The sequence below is a fragment of the Chitinophaga pinensis DSM 2588 genome (assembly GCF_000024005.1).
Lineage (GTDB): Bacteria > Bacteroidota > Bacteroidia > Chitinophagales > Chitinophagaceae > Chitinophaga > Chitinophaga pinensis.
This window is the reverse complement of the sequence record NC_013132.1, coordinates 4,499,112-4,517,260: the sequence shown is the minus strand read 5'-3', so window position 1 is coordinate 4,517,260 and position 18,149 is coordinate 4,499,112. Positions and strand designations below refer to the sequence as shown.

Annotated in this window: 15 protein-coding genes; 9 read left to right on the top strand and 6 right to left on the bottom strand. The window is 45.1% G+C overall.

Annotated elements, in window-relative coordinates:
* Positions 1–596: 596 nt before the first annotated feature.
* Entirely contained in the window at positions 597–1,250 is a 654-nt protein-coding gene (locus CPIN_RS17985; protein ID WP_012791256.1) for a hypothetical protein, read from the bottom strand.
* Positions 1,251–1,372: 122 nt separating this feature from the next.
* Here CPIN_RS17985 and CPIN_RS17980 point away from each other — a divergent pair, with 122 nt between their 5' ends.
* Complete coding sequence (locus CPIN_RS17980) at positions 1,373–2,722, top strand: sigma-54-dependent transcriptional regulator (protein ID WP_012791255.1); 1,350 nt, start codon at positions 1,373–1,375, stop codon at positions 2,720–2,722.
* Positions 2,723–2,964: 242 nt separating this feature from the next.
* Here the strand turns inward: CPIN_RS17980 and CPIN_RS17975 are convergent, their stop codons facing one another.
* Positions 2,965–3,414, bottom strand: coding sequence for an organic hydroperoxide resistance protein (locus CPIN_RS17975; RefSeq protein ID WP_012791254.1), 450 nt, complete (start codon positions 3,412–3,414; stop codon positions 2,965–2,967).
* A gap of 37 nt (positions 3,415–3,451) precedes the next feature.
* A complete protein-coding gene (locus CPIN_RS17970; protein ID WP_012791253.1) occupies positions 3,452–4,240 on the bottom strand; it encodes a DUF1223 domain-containing protein in 789 nt (262 codons plus the stop codon).
* A 318-nt stretch (positions 4,241–4,558) separates the two neighbouring features.
* Between CPIN_RS17970 and CPIN_RS17965 the strand changes: the two genes are divergently transcribed.
* From CPIN_RS17965 to CPIN_RS17930, 8 genes are all read left to right on the top strand, one after another.
* Positions 4,559–4,918, top strand: coding sequence for a DUF7674 family protein (locus CPIN_RS17965; RefSeq protein WP_012791252.1), 360 nt, complete (start codon positions 4,559–4,561; stop codon positions 4,916–4,918).
* Positions 4,919–5,041: 123 nt separating this feature from the next.
* Complete coding sequence (gene kdpF, locus CPIN_RS39635; protein WP_044219073.1) at positions 5,042–5,122, top strand: K(+)-transporting ATPase subunit F; 81 nt, start codon at positions 5,042–5,044, stop codon at positions 5,120–5,122.
* Positions 5,123–5,141: 19 nt separating this feature from the next.
* Positions 5,142–6,854 carry a potassium-transporting ATPase subunit KdpA gene (kdpA, locus tag CPIN_RS17955; protein ID WP_012791251.1) on the top strand — a complete coding sequence of 571 codons (1,713 nt, stop codon included), beginning with the start codon at positions 5,142–5,144 and terminating at the stop codon, positions 6,852–6,854.
* Between the two features lie 84 nt (positions 6,855–6,938).
* On the top strand, positions 6,939–8,996 hold the full coding sequence (kdpB, locus tag CPIN_RS17950; RefSeq protein WP_012791250.1) for a potassium-transporting ATPase subunit KdpB: 2,058 nt from the start codon (positions 6,939–6,941) through the stop codon (positions 8,994–8,996).
* A 21-nt stretch (positions 8,997–9,017) separates the two neighbouring features.
* On the top strand, positions 9,018–9,581 hold the full coding sequence (locus CPIN_RS17945; protein WP_012791249.1) for a K(+)-transporting ATPase subunit C: 564 nt from the start codon (positions 9,018–9,020) through the stop codon (positions 9,579–9,581).
* Positions 9,582–9,592: 11 nt separating this feature from the next.
* Positions 9,593–10,186, top strand: coding sequence for a GNAT family N-acetyltransferase (locus CPIN_RS17940; RefSeq protein ID WP_012791248.1), 594 nt, complete (start codon positions 9,593–9,595; stop codon positions 10,184–10,186).
* A gap of 113 nt (positions 10,187–10,299) precedes the next feature.
* On the top strand, positions 10,300–11,424 hold the full coding sequence (locus tag CPIN_RS17935) for a sensor protein KdpD (RefSeq protein WP_012791247.1): 1,125 nt from the start codon (positions 10,300–10,302) through the stop codon (positions 11,422–11,424).
* Position 11,425: 1 nt separating this feature from the next.
* A complete protein-coding gene (locus CPIN_RS17930) occupies positions 11,426–13,126 on the top strand; it encodes a HAMP domain-containing sensor histidine kinase (RefSeq protein ID WP_012791246.1) in 1,701 nt (566 codons plus the stop codon).
* Between the two features lie 150 nt (positions 13,127–13,276).
* Here CPIN_RS17930 and CPIN_RS17925 read toward each other — a convergent pair whose 3' ends face one another.
* The 3 genes from CPIN_RS17925 to CPIN_RS17915 form a co-directional block, all read right to left on the bottom strand.
* Positions 13,277–15,646 carry an ABC transporter permease gene (locus tag CPIN_RS17925; protein ID WP_012791245.1) on the bottom strand — a complete coding sequence of 790 codons (2,370 nt, stop codon included), beginning with the start codon at positions 15,644–15,646 and terminating at the stop codon, positions 13,277–13,279.
* Between the two features lie 209 nt (positions 15,647–15,855).
* A complete protein-coding gene (locus tag CPIN_RS17920; protein WP_012791244.1) occupies positions 15,856–16,284 on the bottom strand; it encodes a thioesterase family protein in 429 nt (142 codons plus the stop codon).
* A 126-nt stretch (positions 16,285–16,410) separates the two neighbouring features.
* Positions 16,411–17,778, bottom strand: coding sequence for a porin (locus CPIN_RS17915; RefSeq protein ID WP_012791243.1), 1,368 nt, complete (start codon positions 17,776–17,778; stop codon positions 16,411–16,413).
* Positions 17,779–18,149: the final 371 nt, after the last annotated feature.

The following is an 18,149-nucleotide window of genomic DNA, read 5'->3' as shown; positions in this document are numbered from 1 at the left end:
GCACGATAACCACCACTCTGATTCAATTCTTTACTACCCTCTGCCCTCGCACCAGTGCGCGTGAAGATGATTGCTGTTATTAGCAGACACCAGATTTTCAGCCTCCTGAGAAGGCCACGACAGTAAAATTCTACCATGCAGATGGATATAGGATTATATTATGACGTTTGATTGTTTGCAACGTAGCATGACAACACCGCACGATCTATCGCAATGCACTATTCATATAGGTTGTACTCTGAAGTGGGACGGGTTATGAGAATAAAATAAGGATTCTAACAGGATATTCCTGGTAAAAGAAACTCTTTGGGAAGGCTACGGCTATGAATGGGAGCGGTTATGAAAAGAAAGAAGATTTCCAATGGGTCTACATACAACTTTATCACAACATGGGACATTCTTTCTCTATAAACAATTCAAATATATGTTAAAAGATTCTAAAAATCCAAATTGAATAATTTATCTTTTATTCTCAAATAAAATAAAATACTATCATGATAAAAAATGACCATGACAGTAATGTTTAATTCCTTTGTAGCAGAGATTGGCGCAAACGTATGCCGCTAGGCGTGCGCAACCTGGTTGACTTTTGGTTGCTAAATGTGTGTCGAAAAACGGATAGTTTTGATAATATCGATTGCGTTTGGAACGAAATTTCGGGATAACGAATCCGCTGTATGTTGAATCATTTTGAATTCAAATCTAATCTCCAACCCTCTCACTGCCGTCACCGCATTTAATTCATAAAAAGGACGTTTAATAACAGGAACATAGAAGCGGCTACCTGTTACCGAATACAACCTGTCGTGTACGATAAAGGATGTATCAACCAGTATATTCCCCCCCATCTTTCCTTCTGCAGCTGACTTCATCCGGAAGTATTCGTTGCCTCGACGTATCCAGGCAGTGTCTCCATCTTTTATATCGTTCAGATGTGCAGGATACACGATTGTCAATTGATCTACGGAGTCCTCCGGCATTCCAAAAGGGAAAAAACCATTTTCCTCAAAAATCCTATTCATTTTTAACTGGAAACGACATTTCGTAAGGTCAGAAGGCGAATTGTCAGACCGATGTATCCAGGTAAATGACGTGTCAAACCGATCAGGTATATATAATGTCACCATGCTCAGACTATCCATCAGCCGGGCAACTATCTTTCTTGAATGAGCGGGAACAATCAGCTGCTCTTCCTTTATATTATAACATGCAGGTAAAAATAATATAAGCGTAAGTAGTATAATTCTCATAATGATAGGGATTCGGAAACAAGATCAGCATTTATCCGCATATATCCCAGCCTGCTTACCAAAGCCAACAGTTACCCTGATTAAGATGCCAAAGAATATGTAATTTGCAACCAAATAATTTTATGCCCGGAACTGTCCTTATAATAGATGATGAAGAGAAACTGCGCAGTCTGACCAAAAGGATTATCGCACTGGAAGGTTTTAACGTACTCGAAGCCGGTAATATCAAAAGTGCCCAGAAAATAATCGAAAAAGAAGAAATAGACGTTGTACTCTGTGACGTAAAACTACCGGATGGTAGCGGCGTAGACTATGCCAGAACGATCAAGGAGAAAAATCCATCTATAGAAATCATACTGCTTACTGCATACGGTAATATACCCGATGGCGTTCAGGCTATCAAAAACGGCGCCTTCGACTACCTCACCAAAGGAGATGACAACAACCGTATTATTCCATTGCTTAACAGAGCTTTGGAAAAAGTACAGCTGCAGAAACGTATCGAAAAACTGGAAAGCCAGGTCGGCAAAAAATACAGCTTTGACACCATCCTGGGTACCTCCCGCCCTATCCGGGATGCCATAGAGCAAGCCAGTAAGGTAGCCCCGGCTGATACCACCGTGTTACTCCTGGGTGAAACGGGTACCGGCAAGGAAGTGTTTGCACAGGCCATTCATAATAACAGTAAACGTAACGGTAAGCCGTTCGTCGCCCTGAACTGCAGTGCGTTCAGTCGTGAATTACTGGAAAGCGAACTGTTTGGCTATAAAGCAGGCGCTTTTACCAATGCCAACCGTGATAAAAAAGGCTTGATCGAAGAGGCTAATACCGGTACTATCTTCCTGGACGAAATCGGAGAAATGCCCCTGGACCTCCAGAGTAAATTACTCCGGGTACTGGAAACCGGCGAATTCATCAAAGTAGGCGATACAAAGCCCACTAAAGTAAATGTGAGGATAATTGCGGCAACCAACCGCGACCTCAAGGAAGAGTCTCAAAAGGGCCATTTCCGCGAAGATCTGTACTACCGTCTGAACGTATTCGCTATCACCCTTCCTCCACTCCGGGAACGTAAAAAGGATATCCCCCAGTTGGCAGAGTACTTTGTTGGGATTTTCTCTGCTAAAATCAATCAGCGGAAGCAGAAAGTCACCCCTGCTTTTATCGAAAAGCTCCAGTTGCATGAATGGAAAGGGAATATCCGCGAACTCAAAAATGTGCTGGAAAGGGCCGTTATTATGGCCGGTGGAGACGATCTGGCAGTCGAACACCTGCCTCTGGACCTCCAGATAGCCGATAAAGCCAGTACACCACTCTCCGCTTTCGATTTAGCCAGTGTCGAAAAACTACACATTATCAGGGTCTTATACCATACTAAAAACAATAAAACGGAGGCTGCCCGTCTGCTGAATATCGGCCTGGCCACTCTTTATCGTAAGATAGAGGAATACGGACTCAATCACCAGCAATAAGCACCGGGCTGAAACCCTTTATATATCCGTATTACACCGTCATTATGCCGTTATTTTTCCAGTATTAGCACCATTCTTAGCCGCTTTTGAACGAAGAAACAACGAAGAAATGACGGAAAAATATGGTCATAATGACCCGATAATGTAAAAAGAAAAGACTCCTGCCAAAAGGCAGGAGTCGTCGGTTCACAGCACCAGGGGATATGCCGGTTGATCACAGGCACTCCACTCTAACCCACGATTTAGACCAGGCTGATGTTCACATCAATATTGCCCCTGGACATCTTGGAATATGGACAAGTCTTATGGGCGGCATCTACCAGTAACTGCGCTGTTTCTGTATCCAGACCAGGCAGGTGTATTTTCAAACGGGCCTGTAACTGGAAACCATTGGTATTGGAACCCAGGTCCACTTCTGCATCCACATAACTGCCCTCCGGCAGTTTCATATGTTGCTGTCCTGCTGCCAGTCTCATTGCACCGATAAAACAAGCGGACCAGCCGGCGGCAAACAATTGTTCAGGATTGGTACCAAAGCCAGGGAAACCCGGAGAGGTCAGTTGAATATCCAGTTTACCGTCATCACTACGGGATACCCCATCCCTTCCACCTGTCGTATGAGTTCTACCTGTATACAATACTTTTTCTACCGGCGTGAATACTTTTGTTGTTGTGTTGTTATTCGTTTCCATATATCAGAATTTTTATCTGTTTCGTTGTTTTGAATAATTAGTTATTTGTCTGAAAATCAACTTTTGTTGCTGCGATGATATGCCCATTATTACTGTTCTGTAAAAAGCCGATCAGTTCCCATCCTTGTGTCGAAAAATCAGCCGGCAGATCCAGGGTCACGTCTTTTTTGTCACCGGCAGGTACTTCTTTTAAAGCCCTTACAATCTGTACATGCGAGAGTTTTCTTCCTGCATTCTCACCCGCTCTTACATTACTCTCCCCTTCTTTCTGTACCAGCGCCAGCACAAGCTTTGTGTTTTTCTTTATTGCTGTTTCTTCATGACTAATGGTCAGTTTGCCGCCATCTTTTACGCTATGCAGCGTGAGTGTAGTGGCTGGTGTCTGATCCAGGGCATCTGCAATACCACCTATTACGGAATGCTCGTCGGAACCTATATATTCATTAGCGCCATTGACTACCAATTGTGGTGTATAGACACTGGACAGATTCAGCCAGTTCGCATAAGACTCCTGGCGCTGTGAAAAGGCATGATCGCTGAACTTGTCTTTCCAACCCTGTCTGTCCCAGTAGTCAACATGATAAGTCAGTATATAGATGCTTTCGTTTTTATTGCCTTTTTCAATTCTACCCATCAGTTCATCTGCCGGTGGACAACTTGAACATCCCTCTGAAGTAAAGAGTTCTACCACGGCAAAGCCCTTACTGTCGGTGGTTGTCTGCAAATGCTTGATTACCTTTTCGTTCCGCAGATCGGAGAAAGCTACCATTGCGATAAACATTCCAATAAGTGCTACACTGAAAAAAAACACGCTAACCAGTCTCATATTCATGCTATTTAATATTGTGAGTGTTACAATTAATTACAGTACAAATGGACATCAAAATGGAAAGAAAGAGAAGGAGAAACGGGTAGTTCAGGCAAATTGAACTGTCAACCGGACAAGTGAAGGGACGAAAATCAGCCTCACCCAAATTGATAAAGCACTCTCTCAAAATGAGAGGGTTTTTGATCTGGCACACACGGCAAAAAACAATTGCCGTCTTTTGCAAAAGACTGATAACAAGCAATATATAAGAGCAAACAATCTCAATTTCAGGATCGGGCATGCCATTCGCCTTAACAGGGGCGTAAATCAATTTTTATGAACCAATATGAAGCCGCCGCTCAGATAGCGGATGAAATACCAGCAATACAAAAGGAAATTGTACGTGCCCCTGTATTCGGAAGTGCATATCTCTCTGTAAAAGTATTGGCTAACTATACGGCGAAGATGTTACAACAACATCAGTTACGTCAGGTACAACTTTGTATGCTGCTGGCTGAAAAGATCTACAACCGCGGTAACCAGCTGGTGAAAACAGCCGTTGAAAATGTTTTCATCTTCTCTTTCTCCAGTTTCAGGATGTCCTGCAGCCGTCAGGAATGGCTGGAAATACAGCGTGTAATGCCCGCTGTACTCTTCTCCCTCTACATCCAGCAGGTATTAAAACCAGGCGTTTAACTATTTACTATCAATAAAACACAATTACTATGCTGATCGCAATCTACCTGCTCATTATGCTGGTCTGCTTTTATCTCTTCTATAAATCACTGGATTTCTTCGAAAACATATAAATGAATAGTTATGATGACATTATTGCTGATTATATCCATCCTGGTTTTTATATACCTGGTGTATGTTCTCCTGAAACCTGAAAAATTCTGATCTCAAACCGTTTTAATCAATGAACAGCGAAATAACAGGTGTCATCCTCACCTTTATACTAACACTGGTGATCGCATTCCCGCTCGGAAAATATATCGCAAGAGTTTTCCAGGGTGAACGCACTTTCACAGACTTTCTGAATCCCGTAGAGCGTTTTATATACCGTATCTGCGGTATCGATCCTCATAAAGAGATGAACTGGAAGCAACACATGGCCGCCCTGTTATCCATTAACCTGGTATGGCTCATATATGCCTTCTTTATCTTGTTATTCCAGTCTCATCTCCCACTCAATCCGGATGGTAACCCGGATATGACACCGGATCTGGCCTTCAATACAGCGATCAGTTTCCTTGTAAACTGTAACCTGCAACACTATTCCGGTGAAACCGGCGTTACCTATCTTTCCCAGCTGATCGTAATCACCTTCCTGCAATTCGTGTCCGCAGCAACGGGTGTTGCCGCAGTAGCAGTACTGTTCAGGGCCTTCGCTGATAAGACCACCGAGAAACTGGGTAACTTCTTCGTATTCTTCACCAAAACGATCACCCGTATACTGTTACCTCTCAGTATCATTATGGCGATTACCCTGGCCTTCAATGGTACGCCTGCAAGCTTTGATGGCAAAGACAGTATCGTCACACTGCAGGGTGATTCCGTACAGGTATCAAGAGGTCCTGCTGCCGGCATGATCGCCATCAAACACCTCGGTACTAACGGTGGTGGATGGTTCGGCGCCAACTCGGCACATCCGCTGGAAAATCCCAACTACTTTACCAACGTCGTTGAAATCGTTGCACAGGTAATCCTACCGATGGCGCTGATCTTTGCATTCGGTTTCTTCATCCGCAGAAGGAAACTGGGCTATGTCATCTTTGGCGTCATGACAGCAGGTATGTTGACGCTCATGATACCGAATATGATCTCTGAAATAAGCGGTAACCCTTTACTGCACCACCTGGGTCTGAAAGACATCACGGCCATGGAAGGTAAAGAGGTGCGTCTGGGTGTACCGGCATCGGCTTACTGGCAGGTCATGACGACCATCATCTCTACCGGTTCGATCAACTCTATGCACGACAGCTCTATGCCGCTTTCAGGCGCCATGCAGATGCTGGGTATGATGACCAACTGTTTCTATGGTGGTAAAGGTGTGGGACTGCTGAACTACTTTATATTCCTCATCATTGCGGTATTTATCTCCGGACTGATGGTTGGTCGTACACCAGAATTCATGGGACGTAAAGTAGAAGCCAGGGAAATGAAAATTGCGGCTATCATCGCTTTGTTCCATCCCTTCCTGATACTGGTGGGTACGGCCTTGTCAGCCTACTTTGCAGCACATCACCCACAGATGGTATGGTCCGTTCAACCGGCTAACTGGTTCAACAACCCATCCAATCACGGCTTCTCTGAGATGCTGTATGAATATACTTCTTCCTCTGCCAACAACGGCTCCGGCTTTGAAGGTTTAGCAGACAACAATATCTTCTGGAATATCACAACAGGTATAGTGATGATACTCGGTCGATTTATCCCTATCATCGGACCAGTCGCCATCGCCGGTATACTGGCCAAAAAGAAATATATCCCTGAATCCGCGGGTACCCTGCAGACGGACACCTCCACATTCGGTATCATGACTTACGCAGTCATCATGATCGTTGCGGCACTGGCATTCTTCCCTGCACTGACCCTGGGTCCTATCGCAGAATATTTCCAGTCCTACTGACGCCCTCAGTTATTATCCTATCGCACTATTGAGATTAAAAGTGCCTATCCTATGAAAACCCTGTTTTGTAAAAATTGAATTATCATGTCAGAAAATAATCATAAAACTAAACTCTTAGAACCGGCCCTTGTAAGCGGCGCTCTGAAGCAGGCATTCGTAAAACTGTCTCCGAAGAGCATGTTTCGCAATCCGGTAATGTTCACCGTTGAGATAGGCACCGCTATCATGCTGGCTGTTACGCTGTATACTGCCTTCACCGGCGATACAAAGCAAGGTTCCTTCGGATATAACCTGGCAGTATTTATCATCCTGGTGCTAACCCTTCTTTTTGCCAACTTCGCAGAAGCCATCGCGGAAGCAAGGGGTAAAGCACAGGCAGAAAGTCTGCGTAAAACAAGAGAAGAAACACCTGCTAAAAAAGTACTGGCCGTTGGCGAAGTATATACCAATGAAATCAAGATCGTTCCTTCCTCACAGCTCCGTAAAGGAGATTTCTTTATCTGCGAAGCAGGTGATATGATCCCGATGGATGGAGAGATTATACAGGGATTGGCTACAATCGATGAATCTGCCATCACCGGTGAATCTGCTCCCGTGATCCGTGAGTCAGGTGGTGATAAATCTTCCGTTACCGGTGGTACGAAAGTACTGAGCGACCGTATCAAAGTACGTGTAACTACCGATCCGGGCGAAAGCTTCCTGGATAAAATGATCGCACTGGTAGAAGGCGCCAGCCGTCAGAAAACACCTAACGAAATTGCCCTGACCATCCTGCTGGCAAGTTTTACGCTGGTCTTCACCATCGTTTGCGTAACCTTAAAGCCCTTTGGTGACTATGCCAACACACCTATCACCATCGCAGCTTTTGTTTCACTGTTCGTGTGCTTAATACCTACAACCATCGGCGGACTGCTCAGTGCGATCGGCATCGCGGGAATGGACCGCGCACTGAGAGCCAACGTGATCACAAAGAGTGGTAAAGCGGTTGAGACAGCTGGTGACATTGATACCCTGCTGCTTGACAAAACAGGTACCATCACCATCGGTAACCGTAAGGCGACACACTTCTGGCCGGCTTATGAAGTCGGTAAGAAAGAATTCTTCGAAGCCTGTACGCTGGCTTCCCTCGCGGATGAAACCCCGGAAGGTAAGTCCATTATCGAACTGGCAGCAGAAAAAGGTATTAAAGCCGCTCAGCTAACTAGTGAGAACGCAACCTTCATCGAATTCACCGCAGAAACCCGTAGCAGCGGTATCAACCTCGATGGTGTGCGTATCCGTAAAGGTGCTTTTGATGCCATCCGTAACATCGTTGCTAAAGCAGGTCATACATTCCCCGCGGGGATGGAAGAGAAAGTAAAAGAGATTTCTTCCAATGGTGGTACGCCATTGGTGGTAAGCCGCAACGAACAGGTAATCGGTGTAATCGAACTCCAGGATATCATTAAACCAGGTATCCGTGAACGTTTCGAACGCCTGCGCCGTATGGGTGTAAAAACAGTGATGGTAACGGGTGATAATCCGCTGACTGCAAAATATATCGCTGAAAAAGCAGGTGTAGACGACTTTATCGCAGAGGCTAAACCTGAGGATAAAATGATCTATATCCGCAAAGAACAGGAAGGCGGCAAACTGGTGGCCATGATGGGTGACGGTACCAATGACGCCCCTGCACTGGCACAGGCAGACGTGGGAGTTGCGATGAACAGTGGTACCCAGGCAGCGAAAGAAGCCGGTAACATGGTGGACCTGGACAACGACCCTACCAAACTGATTGAGATCGTGGAAATCGGTAAACAGTTACTGATGACCCGCGGTACACTCACCACCTTCTCTATCGCAAACGACGTGGCAAAATACTTTGCCATTGTACCAGCTCTCTTTGTAACCGCTATTCCTGCATTGCAGGGCCTGAACATTATGCACCTTGCTTCTCCGGAGAGCGCTATTCTTTCTGCCGTCATCTTCAATGCTATCATTATTCCGGCATTGATTCCACTGGCACTGAAAGGCGTCGCCTACAAACCAATCGGTGCGAGCGCATTGTTACGCAGGAACCTCCTGATCTACGGTTTTGGTGGTGTGCTCATACCATTTATCGGTATCAAGATCATCGACCTGTTCCTCTCACTGTTTATGTAAAATAAGTTCAAAACAATTACCATGAAAAAGTATATCTGGCCTTCTGTAAAACTCACCATTTTTATGATACTCGTACTGGCAGTACTGTATCCGTCCCTGATCGCTGCCGTATCCAAAGCAGCACCGGGACAGGGAAAGGGTAGAACCATCTCTGTGAATGGGAAAGTAGTGGGCTACGAAAACGTCGGACAGAAATTCACTGAAGATAAATACTTCAACGGCCGTCCTTCTGCCGTTGACTACAACGCAGGCGGATCCGGAGGCTCCAACAAATCCGCTTCCAACCCCGACTATCAAAAACTGGTGCAGGAACGTATTGATACCTTCCTGATACACAATCCAGGTATCAATAAGGAAGACATCCCTGCTGAACTGGTAACAGCCTCCGGTAGTGGTCTCGATCCCGACATCTCTCCTGCAGCTGCGATGATACAGGTAAAACGCGTGGCAGCTGCACGTCACCTTTCAGAAAACAGGGTAATGACCCTCGTATCTGATCATATCCGCGGCCCATGGCTGGGAATGGCAGGACCAGCAAAAGTAAACGTACTCAAACTCAATATCGCACTCGATACATTAAAATAAACGAACCCGAAATGGACAACGATAGAGTAATAGTCAGAAAGGCGGTGCTCTCCGACTGTAAATATGCCGCTATGATCACGGCTGAAATGGAAGCATCCGCCAAAGCAAGGGGTACCGGTATCAGCAAACGTTCCGTATCCGCTATTATGAAAAAGATCAGAGAAGGAAAAGCCGTTATCGCACTGACAGTAAATAAGATCTGGGTAGGATTCTCTTATATAGAGAGCTGGAGCAACGGAGCATTTGTATCCAACTCAGGTATGATTGTTAATCCGACGTTCCGCGGACAAGGAATTGCCTCCCGCATCAAAAGAAGAATATTCCAGTTGTCACGTGAAAAATATCCGGAGGCAAAACTATTCAGCATTACAAGTGGACTGGCCATTATGCGCATGAACAGCAAATTAGGTTTTTTACCAGTCACCTTTAATGAAATAACCAAAGACCCTGAATTCTGGAAAGGATGTAAGAGTTGTGTTAACTTTAATATCCTGCAAAAGAAAGGGTGCCGGAACTGCCTCTGTACGGCAATGCTTTACACGCCTCCTGCCGTGCAAAAAGAAGAAGAAAAAGAAGGGTTGCTGTCAACAGCAGGCGCTTACTAAACTTCTTACATGATTGATCTCACCTCTTCCGTACCAAGCATCGGGACACTTCTCATAACGAGAAGATCAGCCCGGGCCTGGACGGAAAGTGAGTTTTTGAACACTTACAGCAAATGAGCGACAAAGACAATAATGCCCAGCACTTCCTCGACCTGATCCGCCAATCCAGGAGAGGCAAGTTTAAAATATACATCGGCATGAGCGCCGGTGTAGGCAAGACCTACCGCATGTTGCAGGAGGCCAGGACATTGTTACGCAATGGCGTCGATATCAAGATCGCCTATATCGAAACGCACAACCGTGCGGAAACACATGCCCTGCTCGACGGACTGCCCATCATTCCCCGCAGGGAACTGTTCTACAAAGGCAAAGCACTGGAAGAACTGGATATGCAGGCCGTCCTTAACCTGCACCCGGAAGTGGTCGTTATCGACGAACTGGCCCATACCAATATCGAAGGTAGCAAAAACGAAAAACGCTGGCAGGATGTAATGGAAATACTGGAAGCCGGTATCAATGTCATCAGCGCCGTGAATATCCAGCATATTGAAGGATTACAGGATGAAGTAAAAAACATTACCGGTGTGGACGTCGCCGAACGTATCCCCGACCTCGTACTGCAACAGGCAGACGAAGTCGTGAACATCGACCTGACAGCGGATGAACTGGTCACCCGCCTCAAAGAAGGTAAGATCTACACCCCGGACAAGATTGCCGTAGCCATGAAAAATTTCTTTCAGCCGGAAAGAATATTACAGCTCAGAGAACTGGCCCTGAAGGAAGTCGCCACCCAGGTAGAACGTAAAATTGAATCTTCCCTCCCACGCACCGCACATCCCCGGAATGAACGTTTCCTGGCCTGCGTCAGCAGCAACCATGTGATCGCTAAAAAGGTCATCCGTAAAACCGCCAGACTGGCCGCCTATTACCAGTCCAAATGGTATGTACTCTACGTACAGACACCAAAAGAAGACGGCGACAAGATCGGTCTGGCAGAACAGCGCCACCTGATTAATAACTTCAAACTCGCGATGGAGCTGGGTGGGGAAGTCATAAAAGTAAAAAACAGTAATATTGCTAAAAGTATTATGCAGACTGCCGACGAAAAGAAGGTCACCACGATCTGCCTCGGCAAACCTCATTTGAATGTAATGGGTATGCTGCTGAATACAGCCGTTTTCTCCCAGCTCTTAGGTAAGCTGTCAGAATCGGACATTGACATCATAATTCTTTCCTGACATGCGCCTCAAGACGAAATTAAGTATAGGCATCGGATTCTTATTTATCGCAATTCTTATCTCCGGTATCCTGGGTATCTACTCCATACACCAGCTGAAAAAAGACGCGCGTCTTATACTGGAAGACAACTACGAAACCCTTGTGTACAGCAACAATATGCTGTCCCTCATGGATCGTGTACCTTTTGATTCAGCCGTACTACGTGAGTTCAACGATAACCTGGTAAAACAGGAAGCCAATATCACCGAACGGGGGGAAGCGGCAGCGACTGCCGCCGTCAGGAATATTTACGAACAACTGAAACATCACCCCGATAACGACTCCTTACAAAGTATTATCCGCCGGAAGATATACCAGATCAATACCGCTAACCAGCAGGCCATCTTTCGTAAAAATACCCTGGCAGAAAGTAATGCAAGACGCTTCAGCAATTTCACCATGATCATCTTCGGCTTTCTGGCGCTCATTGCATTTACGCTGGCAGTTAACTTCCCCGGTATTATCAGCGAACCGGTAAAAGCACTTTCTGATGGTATAAAAGCGATCGTAAACAAAGACTATTCTAAAAGGATCCGGATCTCACAGCATGACGAATTCGGAGAACTGGCACAGGCTTTTAACAGTATGGCCGAAAAGCTAGATGAATACGAACATAGTAATCTGGCGAAGATAAAATTTGAGAAGAGCCGTATCGACACCATCATCAACCAGATGAATGACGGTATTATCGGACTGGACGAAAGCAGGAACCTGCTCTTCCTGAATAAAGTCGCAGAGAAACTACTCGGACTCCGGGAAGTGGAGATCATGGGACAATATGCACCGGATATCGCCGTCAATAATGACCTGATGCGGAGTCTCCTGAAAACGGATAGTCCGGTGAAGGAGCTAAAGATCTTTGCCGATCAGAAAGAAAGTTATTTCCACCTCGATATACTCAATGTCACCAATAACGAAAAAGTGATTGGTCAGGTGATCGTATTGCGGAATATCACCCCTTTCCATGAACTGAATGAGGCAAAAACCAACTTCATTGCCACCATTTCACACGAACTGAAAACACCGATCGCTTCTATCAAAATGAGTGCACAGCTGCTGACCGACACCCGTGTGGGAGCTGTCAACAGGGAACAGGAAGAACTGGTGAAGAGCATTGCAGATGATGCCAACCGCCTGTTAAAGATTACCAGTGAATTGCTGAATATCAGTCAGGTGGAAACGGGACATATACAATTGAAAATAGAACCCGTATTCCCCGATATTATCATTGATAATGCCACAAATACCGTCAGCGCACTCGCACAACAGAAGAATATCGCCATACGTATTCACAACAACACCCATGCCCATAAGATCATGACGGACCCGGAGAAAACAGCCTGGGTACTGACGAATTTCCTGACCAATGCCGTGAAGTATTCTCCGGAAGATGGTGAGATTGACCTGACTACCAGCATCCGGAATAACAGCGTCGAGTTTTCTGTGGCAGATCATGGACGGGGTATTGAAGAAAAGTACCTTTCCAGGATTTTCGACCGGTATTTCAAAGTACCGGGTACACCGGAGAAAGTAGGTACAGGACTAGGACTGTCCATCTCCCGTGAGTTTATAGAGGCACAGGGAGGAACGATATGGGTAGACAGTACGCTGGGAGAAGGAAGTACGTTTGGATTTACACTCCCCCTGTTTACCGCGGAATAAAATGGAAAAGCCACCTTTCGGGGGGAAAGATGGCGTTCTGATTCTAAAGCTGGCTGAAGAAATTCGGTTAGTCAGATTGTTTGCACCCCTAATTTAGGCTATTCTGTGTACCAAATTTCCTTTGTGCTATTCCGGACAAATAATATTACCCTATTCTGCTTTCAGGCTCTTTATGGGGCTCATAAGGGCCGCTTTTACGACTTCAACACTAACGGTCAGCAGCGCGATCGCAATAGCCAGCAACCCTGAAAAAGCAAATACAGACCAGCTGATCGTCATCCGGTAGGCAAATTCATCCAGCCATACACTCATCAGCCACCAGGCAAGCAGAGTCGCAATAACAATAGCAACCATTACCAGTTTAAGAAAATCAGCCGTGAGTAAATGCGTAATACTGAGTACAGACGCACCCAACGCTTTACGTACGCCGATCTCTTTTATCCTCGTTTCTGCTACATAGGCAGAAAGCCCCAACAGTCCGAGACAGGAGATAAAAATGGCCAGTATAGCAAATAAGCCTGCCAGTTTCTTCGTCCGTTCCTCCCCATCAAACTTCTGCGCATATTGCTGGTCCGCAAACTGATAATTAAAGGGATAGGCAGGATTGTATTTTTTAAAGATCACTTCTGCTTTCTGGAGATTAACCGACAGGGAGTTAGCAGCCTCAAAACGGATATGCAAGGTATTGAACCAACTGCCAGGGCCCTGGATCACTACCGGAGGTATCCTTTCATAGGAAGATCCAACAACATAATCTTTTACAACGCCAACAACACGCCAGGTCCTGCTGCCTTCTTTTTCACGGAGTACCTGTCCGAGCGGATCTTTGAATCCCATTGTCTTAACGGCCGTTTCATTCAGTACAACGGAAAAACTATCCGCAGGATACCGTTGAATATCAATGTCCCTGCCAGCAACCAACTGCAATCCGGCCGTCTTGACCAGATCAGCATCACTGCTGTATAAGGCAATGGCTTCATCAAAACTGGCCGGTTTACCCTCCCAGATCAATCCCCAGGTATTAGCCGCCCGTTGTGTAATGGCCGACATTGTTTTGGTAACTGCTACCGCGGTACCGGATGAAAGTAACTCCTGTTTGATCAGGGGATATTGCTTTTCTATATCTCCGGAGAAGTCTACATTGATGAGCTGTTGTCTGACATACCCTGTACTTCTCTCCTGCACATACCGGATCTGGTTCCTTATCACTACGGTACAGATAATCAGCACTACAGCAAATGTAAACTGAAACACCACCAGTGTTTTTCTGGGTGATATAGCTCCTTCCCGCTTTTTAAAACCGCCTTTTAACACACTTACCGGTTTAAATGCCGAGAGATAAAACGCAGGGTAGCATCCGGCCAGTAAACCGGTAAGCAGTATAAATGCGACAGCACACAGCCAGAAAATGATGTTTGTATAAGGGATCGCAAGCGAGGTATCGATCAACAGATTAAAATAGGGTAAAGCGCCTTCCACCAGCAACATCGCCAGGCATCCGGCAATCAGGGCCGTCAATAGTGCTTCTGTCATGAACTGGCCAAATAAAAGGCCCTTTCCGGCGCCTGCTACTTTCCTGATGCCGACCTCTCTTGCCCTGCGCTCACTTTTTGCAGTACTCAGGTTCACAAAGTTGATACAGGCGATTAACAGGATCATGATGGCTACAATACCGAATAAACGGACAATGGCAATACGTCCGCCGGTAGCCCGTCCATCTTCAAAAACACTGTACAAACGCCACTTGTCGAGGGGAAAGAGAAAATGTGTCCAGATGTCGTTGCGACCGGAATAGTGTCGGGCAATATCTTTTATCTTTCCTTCTACAACCGCCGCATTTGTATTTGGCTGCAGCAATACGAAGGTAGAAATGTTGTTACTTAACCAGCTGTCATTACCCCAGCCGATCTTATTAAGATAAGTCCAGGGCAGCAGATAATCTATATCAAACCGGGTATTGGAAGGCAGGTCTTTCAGTACGGCTGCTACACGGAAATAGTCCACCGAGTCGATTTTAATCATCTTATTCAGCGCAGGTTCTTTCCCAAAGAGCTTTTGTGCCAGACGTGCCGTAATAACGATTTCATGACTCGCGGTAAGCAGCTGCCGTGAGGATCCCTCCAATACCGGAAAGCTGAACAGGCTAAAGAAACTACTGTCCGTAAAAGCGCCTTTAATGCCGGTGAATGGCGCTGTTCCTGCCGATAGCAACAAACTGCTTACGGCTGCCACACGGGCGGTATTTTGAATTTCAGGATAGTCTTTCTTCAGGGCAGGTCCGAGGGGCTGTTCCGTCTGATTGATAGCGATCGTTTTATGATCGGCAGTCGCTAGTCCATACACCTCATACAGTCTGTCCCTGTTTTCATGAAAGCGGTCAAAACTAAACTCATGCTGTATCCATAACAGGATCAATGCGGCACCAGCCATGCCAATGGCTAATCCGGAGATATTGATAATAGAAAAACGTTTGGTCCTGGTCAAACTGCGCCAGGCAATTTTGATATAGTTTCTCAGCATAGTGGGTATGCCTTATATAAGGCAATCATCTCCCGCCAATGGATATGCCAAAAATAAATCTATTTTAAAACAGACACTTACTTATATAAAATAGTACAATATGTTCAGTTTTAACAAGCTAAGTTGTCCGGTTTCAGAACAGCCGCTATGATGCAAAAAAAATCCGGATAACTATCGTCATCCGGGAATATCAGTTATAATACGAGGTCTTATTTCAGTGTCGCGATATCCAGTTTAGGGGCATCTTTCACTTTCTCCGCCATTTCAGCCGGCAGATAAGGACGGCCACCAGTAGCAGCTACACAGGTACCTGTAAATACGGCGCTTGTCATCACCTTACCGTTCATGATGATAGACTGTTTGAAATGCAGTCTCGGCTGACCGCCGGCATCGGCATGCAGTTCGCAGGTTACGGTGAATTCGTCATCCTTTTTCAGAGAACGTAAAAATTTCAGGGTATACTGAGACAATACCATGTGCACACCTTTTGCAGCTTCCTCCGCAAAATCAAAGCCCAGCACCTCTTTTATATAATCGTGCCTGCACCACTCCATATAAAAGGGATAGTATAAACCATCCATGATACCCTGCACGTCAATATGTTCTTCCTTTACCTTGTAGATTTTTGAATACTCCATGACTTACTACCGTTTTTTTATGTGGCCGCAAATATAAGCTTTAGACAGATTAGTTCGTATCCCCTAATCCGGGCATAAAAAAAGCGCCACGAAAAACCGTAGCGCTTTTTTCCCTAATTGAATTTATTACAATCTGAATAAAGCGGCAAGAATAAATCTAGTTTCAGACTTTACCAGATCAGGACGCCAGTTAGGATCTAATGGAGTCGTTGAATAACCTGTCTGAGAAGTTACCCCACCTTCACCCGCAAAATAAGGCACATCGGAATGTCTATTTACCAGTTCAAAACGGAATGTTATACTCTGGTTGGGCATATAATCAAAGTTAGTAGACATATCCCATCCCTTAAATTTGTCGCCCGGATTAGCACTGAAAGGATATGCACCCTCAGTTTGCGTCGGGTTGTTGGGATTAGGTAAAGGGCTTGCCTGACCTGTAGGATAAAGTACCAGATATCTTCCAGGATTAGTCATCACCCCACCACCAACTGTCCATGCAAATTTGTTATTGTTAAACCAAATACGGTTGTAAAACATTGCACTTGCGAAATACTGAGCGGGACCTTTCACGCTATCATTCTTGAAGCCATTCACGCCACCACCTTTTTCAAAGCCAACATCGGCAGTCAGAGAAAATGCCATACGGCTGATACCTTTTGACTTAGGTCTGTTAAAATATCTTACAAGTAAACTATTGTCCGAATGGAAGCGTTTTCTGTCAGGCAGTCCACCTGCATCAGTACCATAGTAGTCGTTGGTGAGCAATTTCAGATTACTGTTGTCAGGCATCCAGGTAATGTTAAAACCAAGGCCTGGCATTTTATTAAACTTACCATAGCTCTGCCATCCGTTGATAATCCATGGTTCTATCTTCAGGTTCTTTGTAGGATAGATCTGCACACGTACACCATTGAAAAACCAGGGTGTGTTATCAGATGTAAAAGATGCCTGGTATTCCCAGTTTTCCGGCTGATAGTAGGAATTCAACCCGATATAACTCATGAACATCCCCCCATCGATATTAATACCATACCATTTATTAATATGATAACCGACATAAGCTTCACTTAAATAACGATAAACATTTGCCAACTGATACTGGCCACGATAAGGACTAACGTCATTACGTGGCACGACTATAGATCTGGTGCCAAACTGTGTCATTACTCTTGCGCGGGCGCCTTTATAGTAAAAATCACCACCGAAATGCAGTGCCGACAGCTGCACCTCATTATTACGGGCCAATGCAGTAGAACCTACTACTGTATTGTCATTCGGTTTATTAAAGGAATGTGTATAGTTTACATCCATTAAAATACTTGGTGTAAAAAACTTCATGTCTTGAAATACAGAATATTCTCTTCTGTCGCTTCCATTTTGCCAGGTCTGGTCAATACCATCGAACGGAATTTTTTCCGTAACAGAAGTAGTGTCCTGTGCAATTGCGCATACAGCTTTTGTAGCCAGCGCAAATACTAAAATTACCTTTTTCATTTGTTTTGTGATGTTTTGTTCGCCTACCAAACAATCGTTCGTTAGTTTTCACACATATGCCAAAAGACATACCACGCCATCTTTTACCAGCGTAAAAAACATCACAAATCCTTTTACATGCTACATCCTGTCGGTTTCCTCCACTATTAGCAAGACAGGAAAACAAAAAAAAACCTTCTCATGTTGAGAAGGCTTTATCAGAATGGCAGGATTAGCATAGTGCCAACGAATCTATTTTGTAATACCTCACCTGAAGCAACTCCAAGGGACGGATTATTTGACCTGGTTTCTCAAATATATAAGCACCCACTCAAATTGATAAGGCTTTGACAGTTATTATTATTGTCCAAAAAACAAAACAGACTGGCAGC

Coding starts and splice junctions, on each gene's coding strand:
- CPIN_RS17920 (WP_012791244.1), bottom strand. CDS start 16,284: ATGGAGTATTCAAAAATCTACAAGGTAAAGGAAGAACATATTGACGTG.
- CPIN_RS17965 (WP_012791252.1), top strand. CDS start 4,559: ATGAACCAATATGAAGCCGCCGCTCAGATAGCGGATGAAATACCAGCA.
- CPIN_RS17930 (WP_012791246.1), top strand. CDS start 11,426: ATGCGCCTCAAGACGAAATTAAGTATAGGCATCGGATTCTTATTTATC.
- CPIN_RS17975 (WP_012791254.1), bottom strand. CDS start 3,414: ATGGAAACGAATAACAACACAACAACAAAAGTATTCACGCCGGTAGAA.
- kdpB (WP_012791250.1), top strand. CDS start 6,939: ATGTCAGAAAATAATCATAAAACTAAACTCTTAGAACCGGCCCTTGTA.
- CPIN_RS17970 (WP_012791253.1), bottom strand. CDS start 4,240: ATGAGACTGGTTAGCGTGTTTTTTTTCAGTGTAGCACTTATTGGAATG.
- CPIN_RS17980 (WP_012791255.1), top strand. CDS start 1,373: ATGCCCGGAACTGTCCTTATAATAGATGATGAAGAGAAACTGCGCAGT.
- CPIN_RS17945 (WP_012791249.1), top strand. CDS start 9,018: ATGAAAAAGTATATCTGGCCTTCTGTAAAACTCACCATTTTTATGATA.
- CPIN_RS17925 (WP_012791245.1), bottom strand. CDS start 15,646: ATGCTGAGAAACTATATCAAAATTGCCTGGCGCAGTTTGACCAGGACC.
- CPIN_RS17985 (WP_012791256.1), bottom strand. CDS start 1,250: ATGAGAATTATACTACTTACGCTTATATTATTTTTACCTGCATGTTAT.
- kdpF (WP_044219073.1), top strand. CDS start 5,042: ATGATGACATTATTGCTGATTATATCCATCCTGGTTTTTATATACCTG.
- CPIN_RS17940 (WP_012791248.1), top strand. CDS start 9,593: ATGGACAACGATAGAGTAATAGTCAGAAAGGCGGTGCTCTCCGACTGT.
- kdpA (WP_012791251.1), top strand. CDS start 5,142: ATGAACAGCGAAATAACAGGTGTCATCCTCACCTTTATACTAACACTG.
- CPIN_RS17935 (WP_012791247.1), top strand. CDS start 10,300: ATGAGCGACAAAGACAATAATGCCCAGCACTTCCTCGACCTGATCCGC.
- CPIN_RS17915 (WP_012791243.1), bottom strand. CDS start 17,778: ATGAAAAAGGTAATTTTAGTATTTGCGCTGGCTACAAAAGCTGTATGC.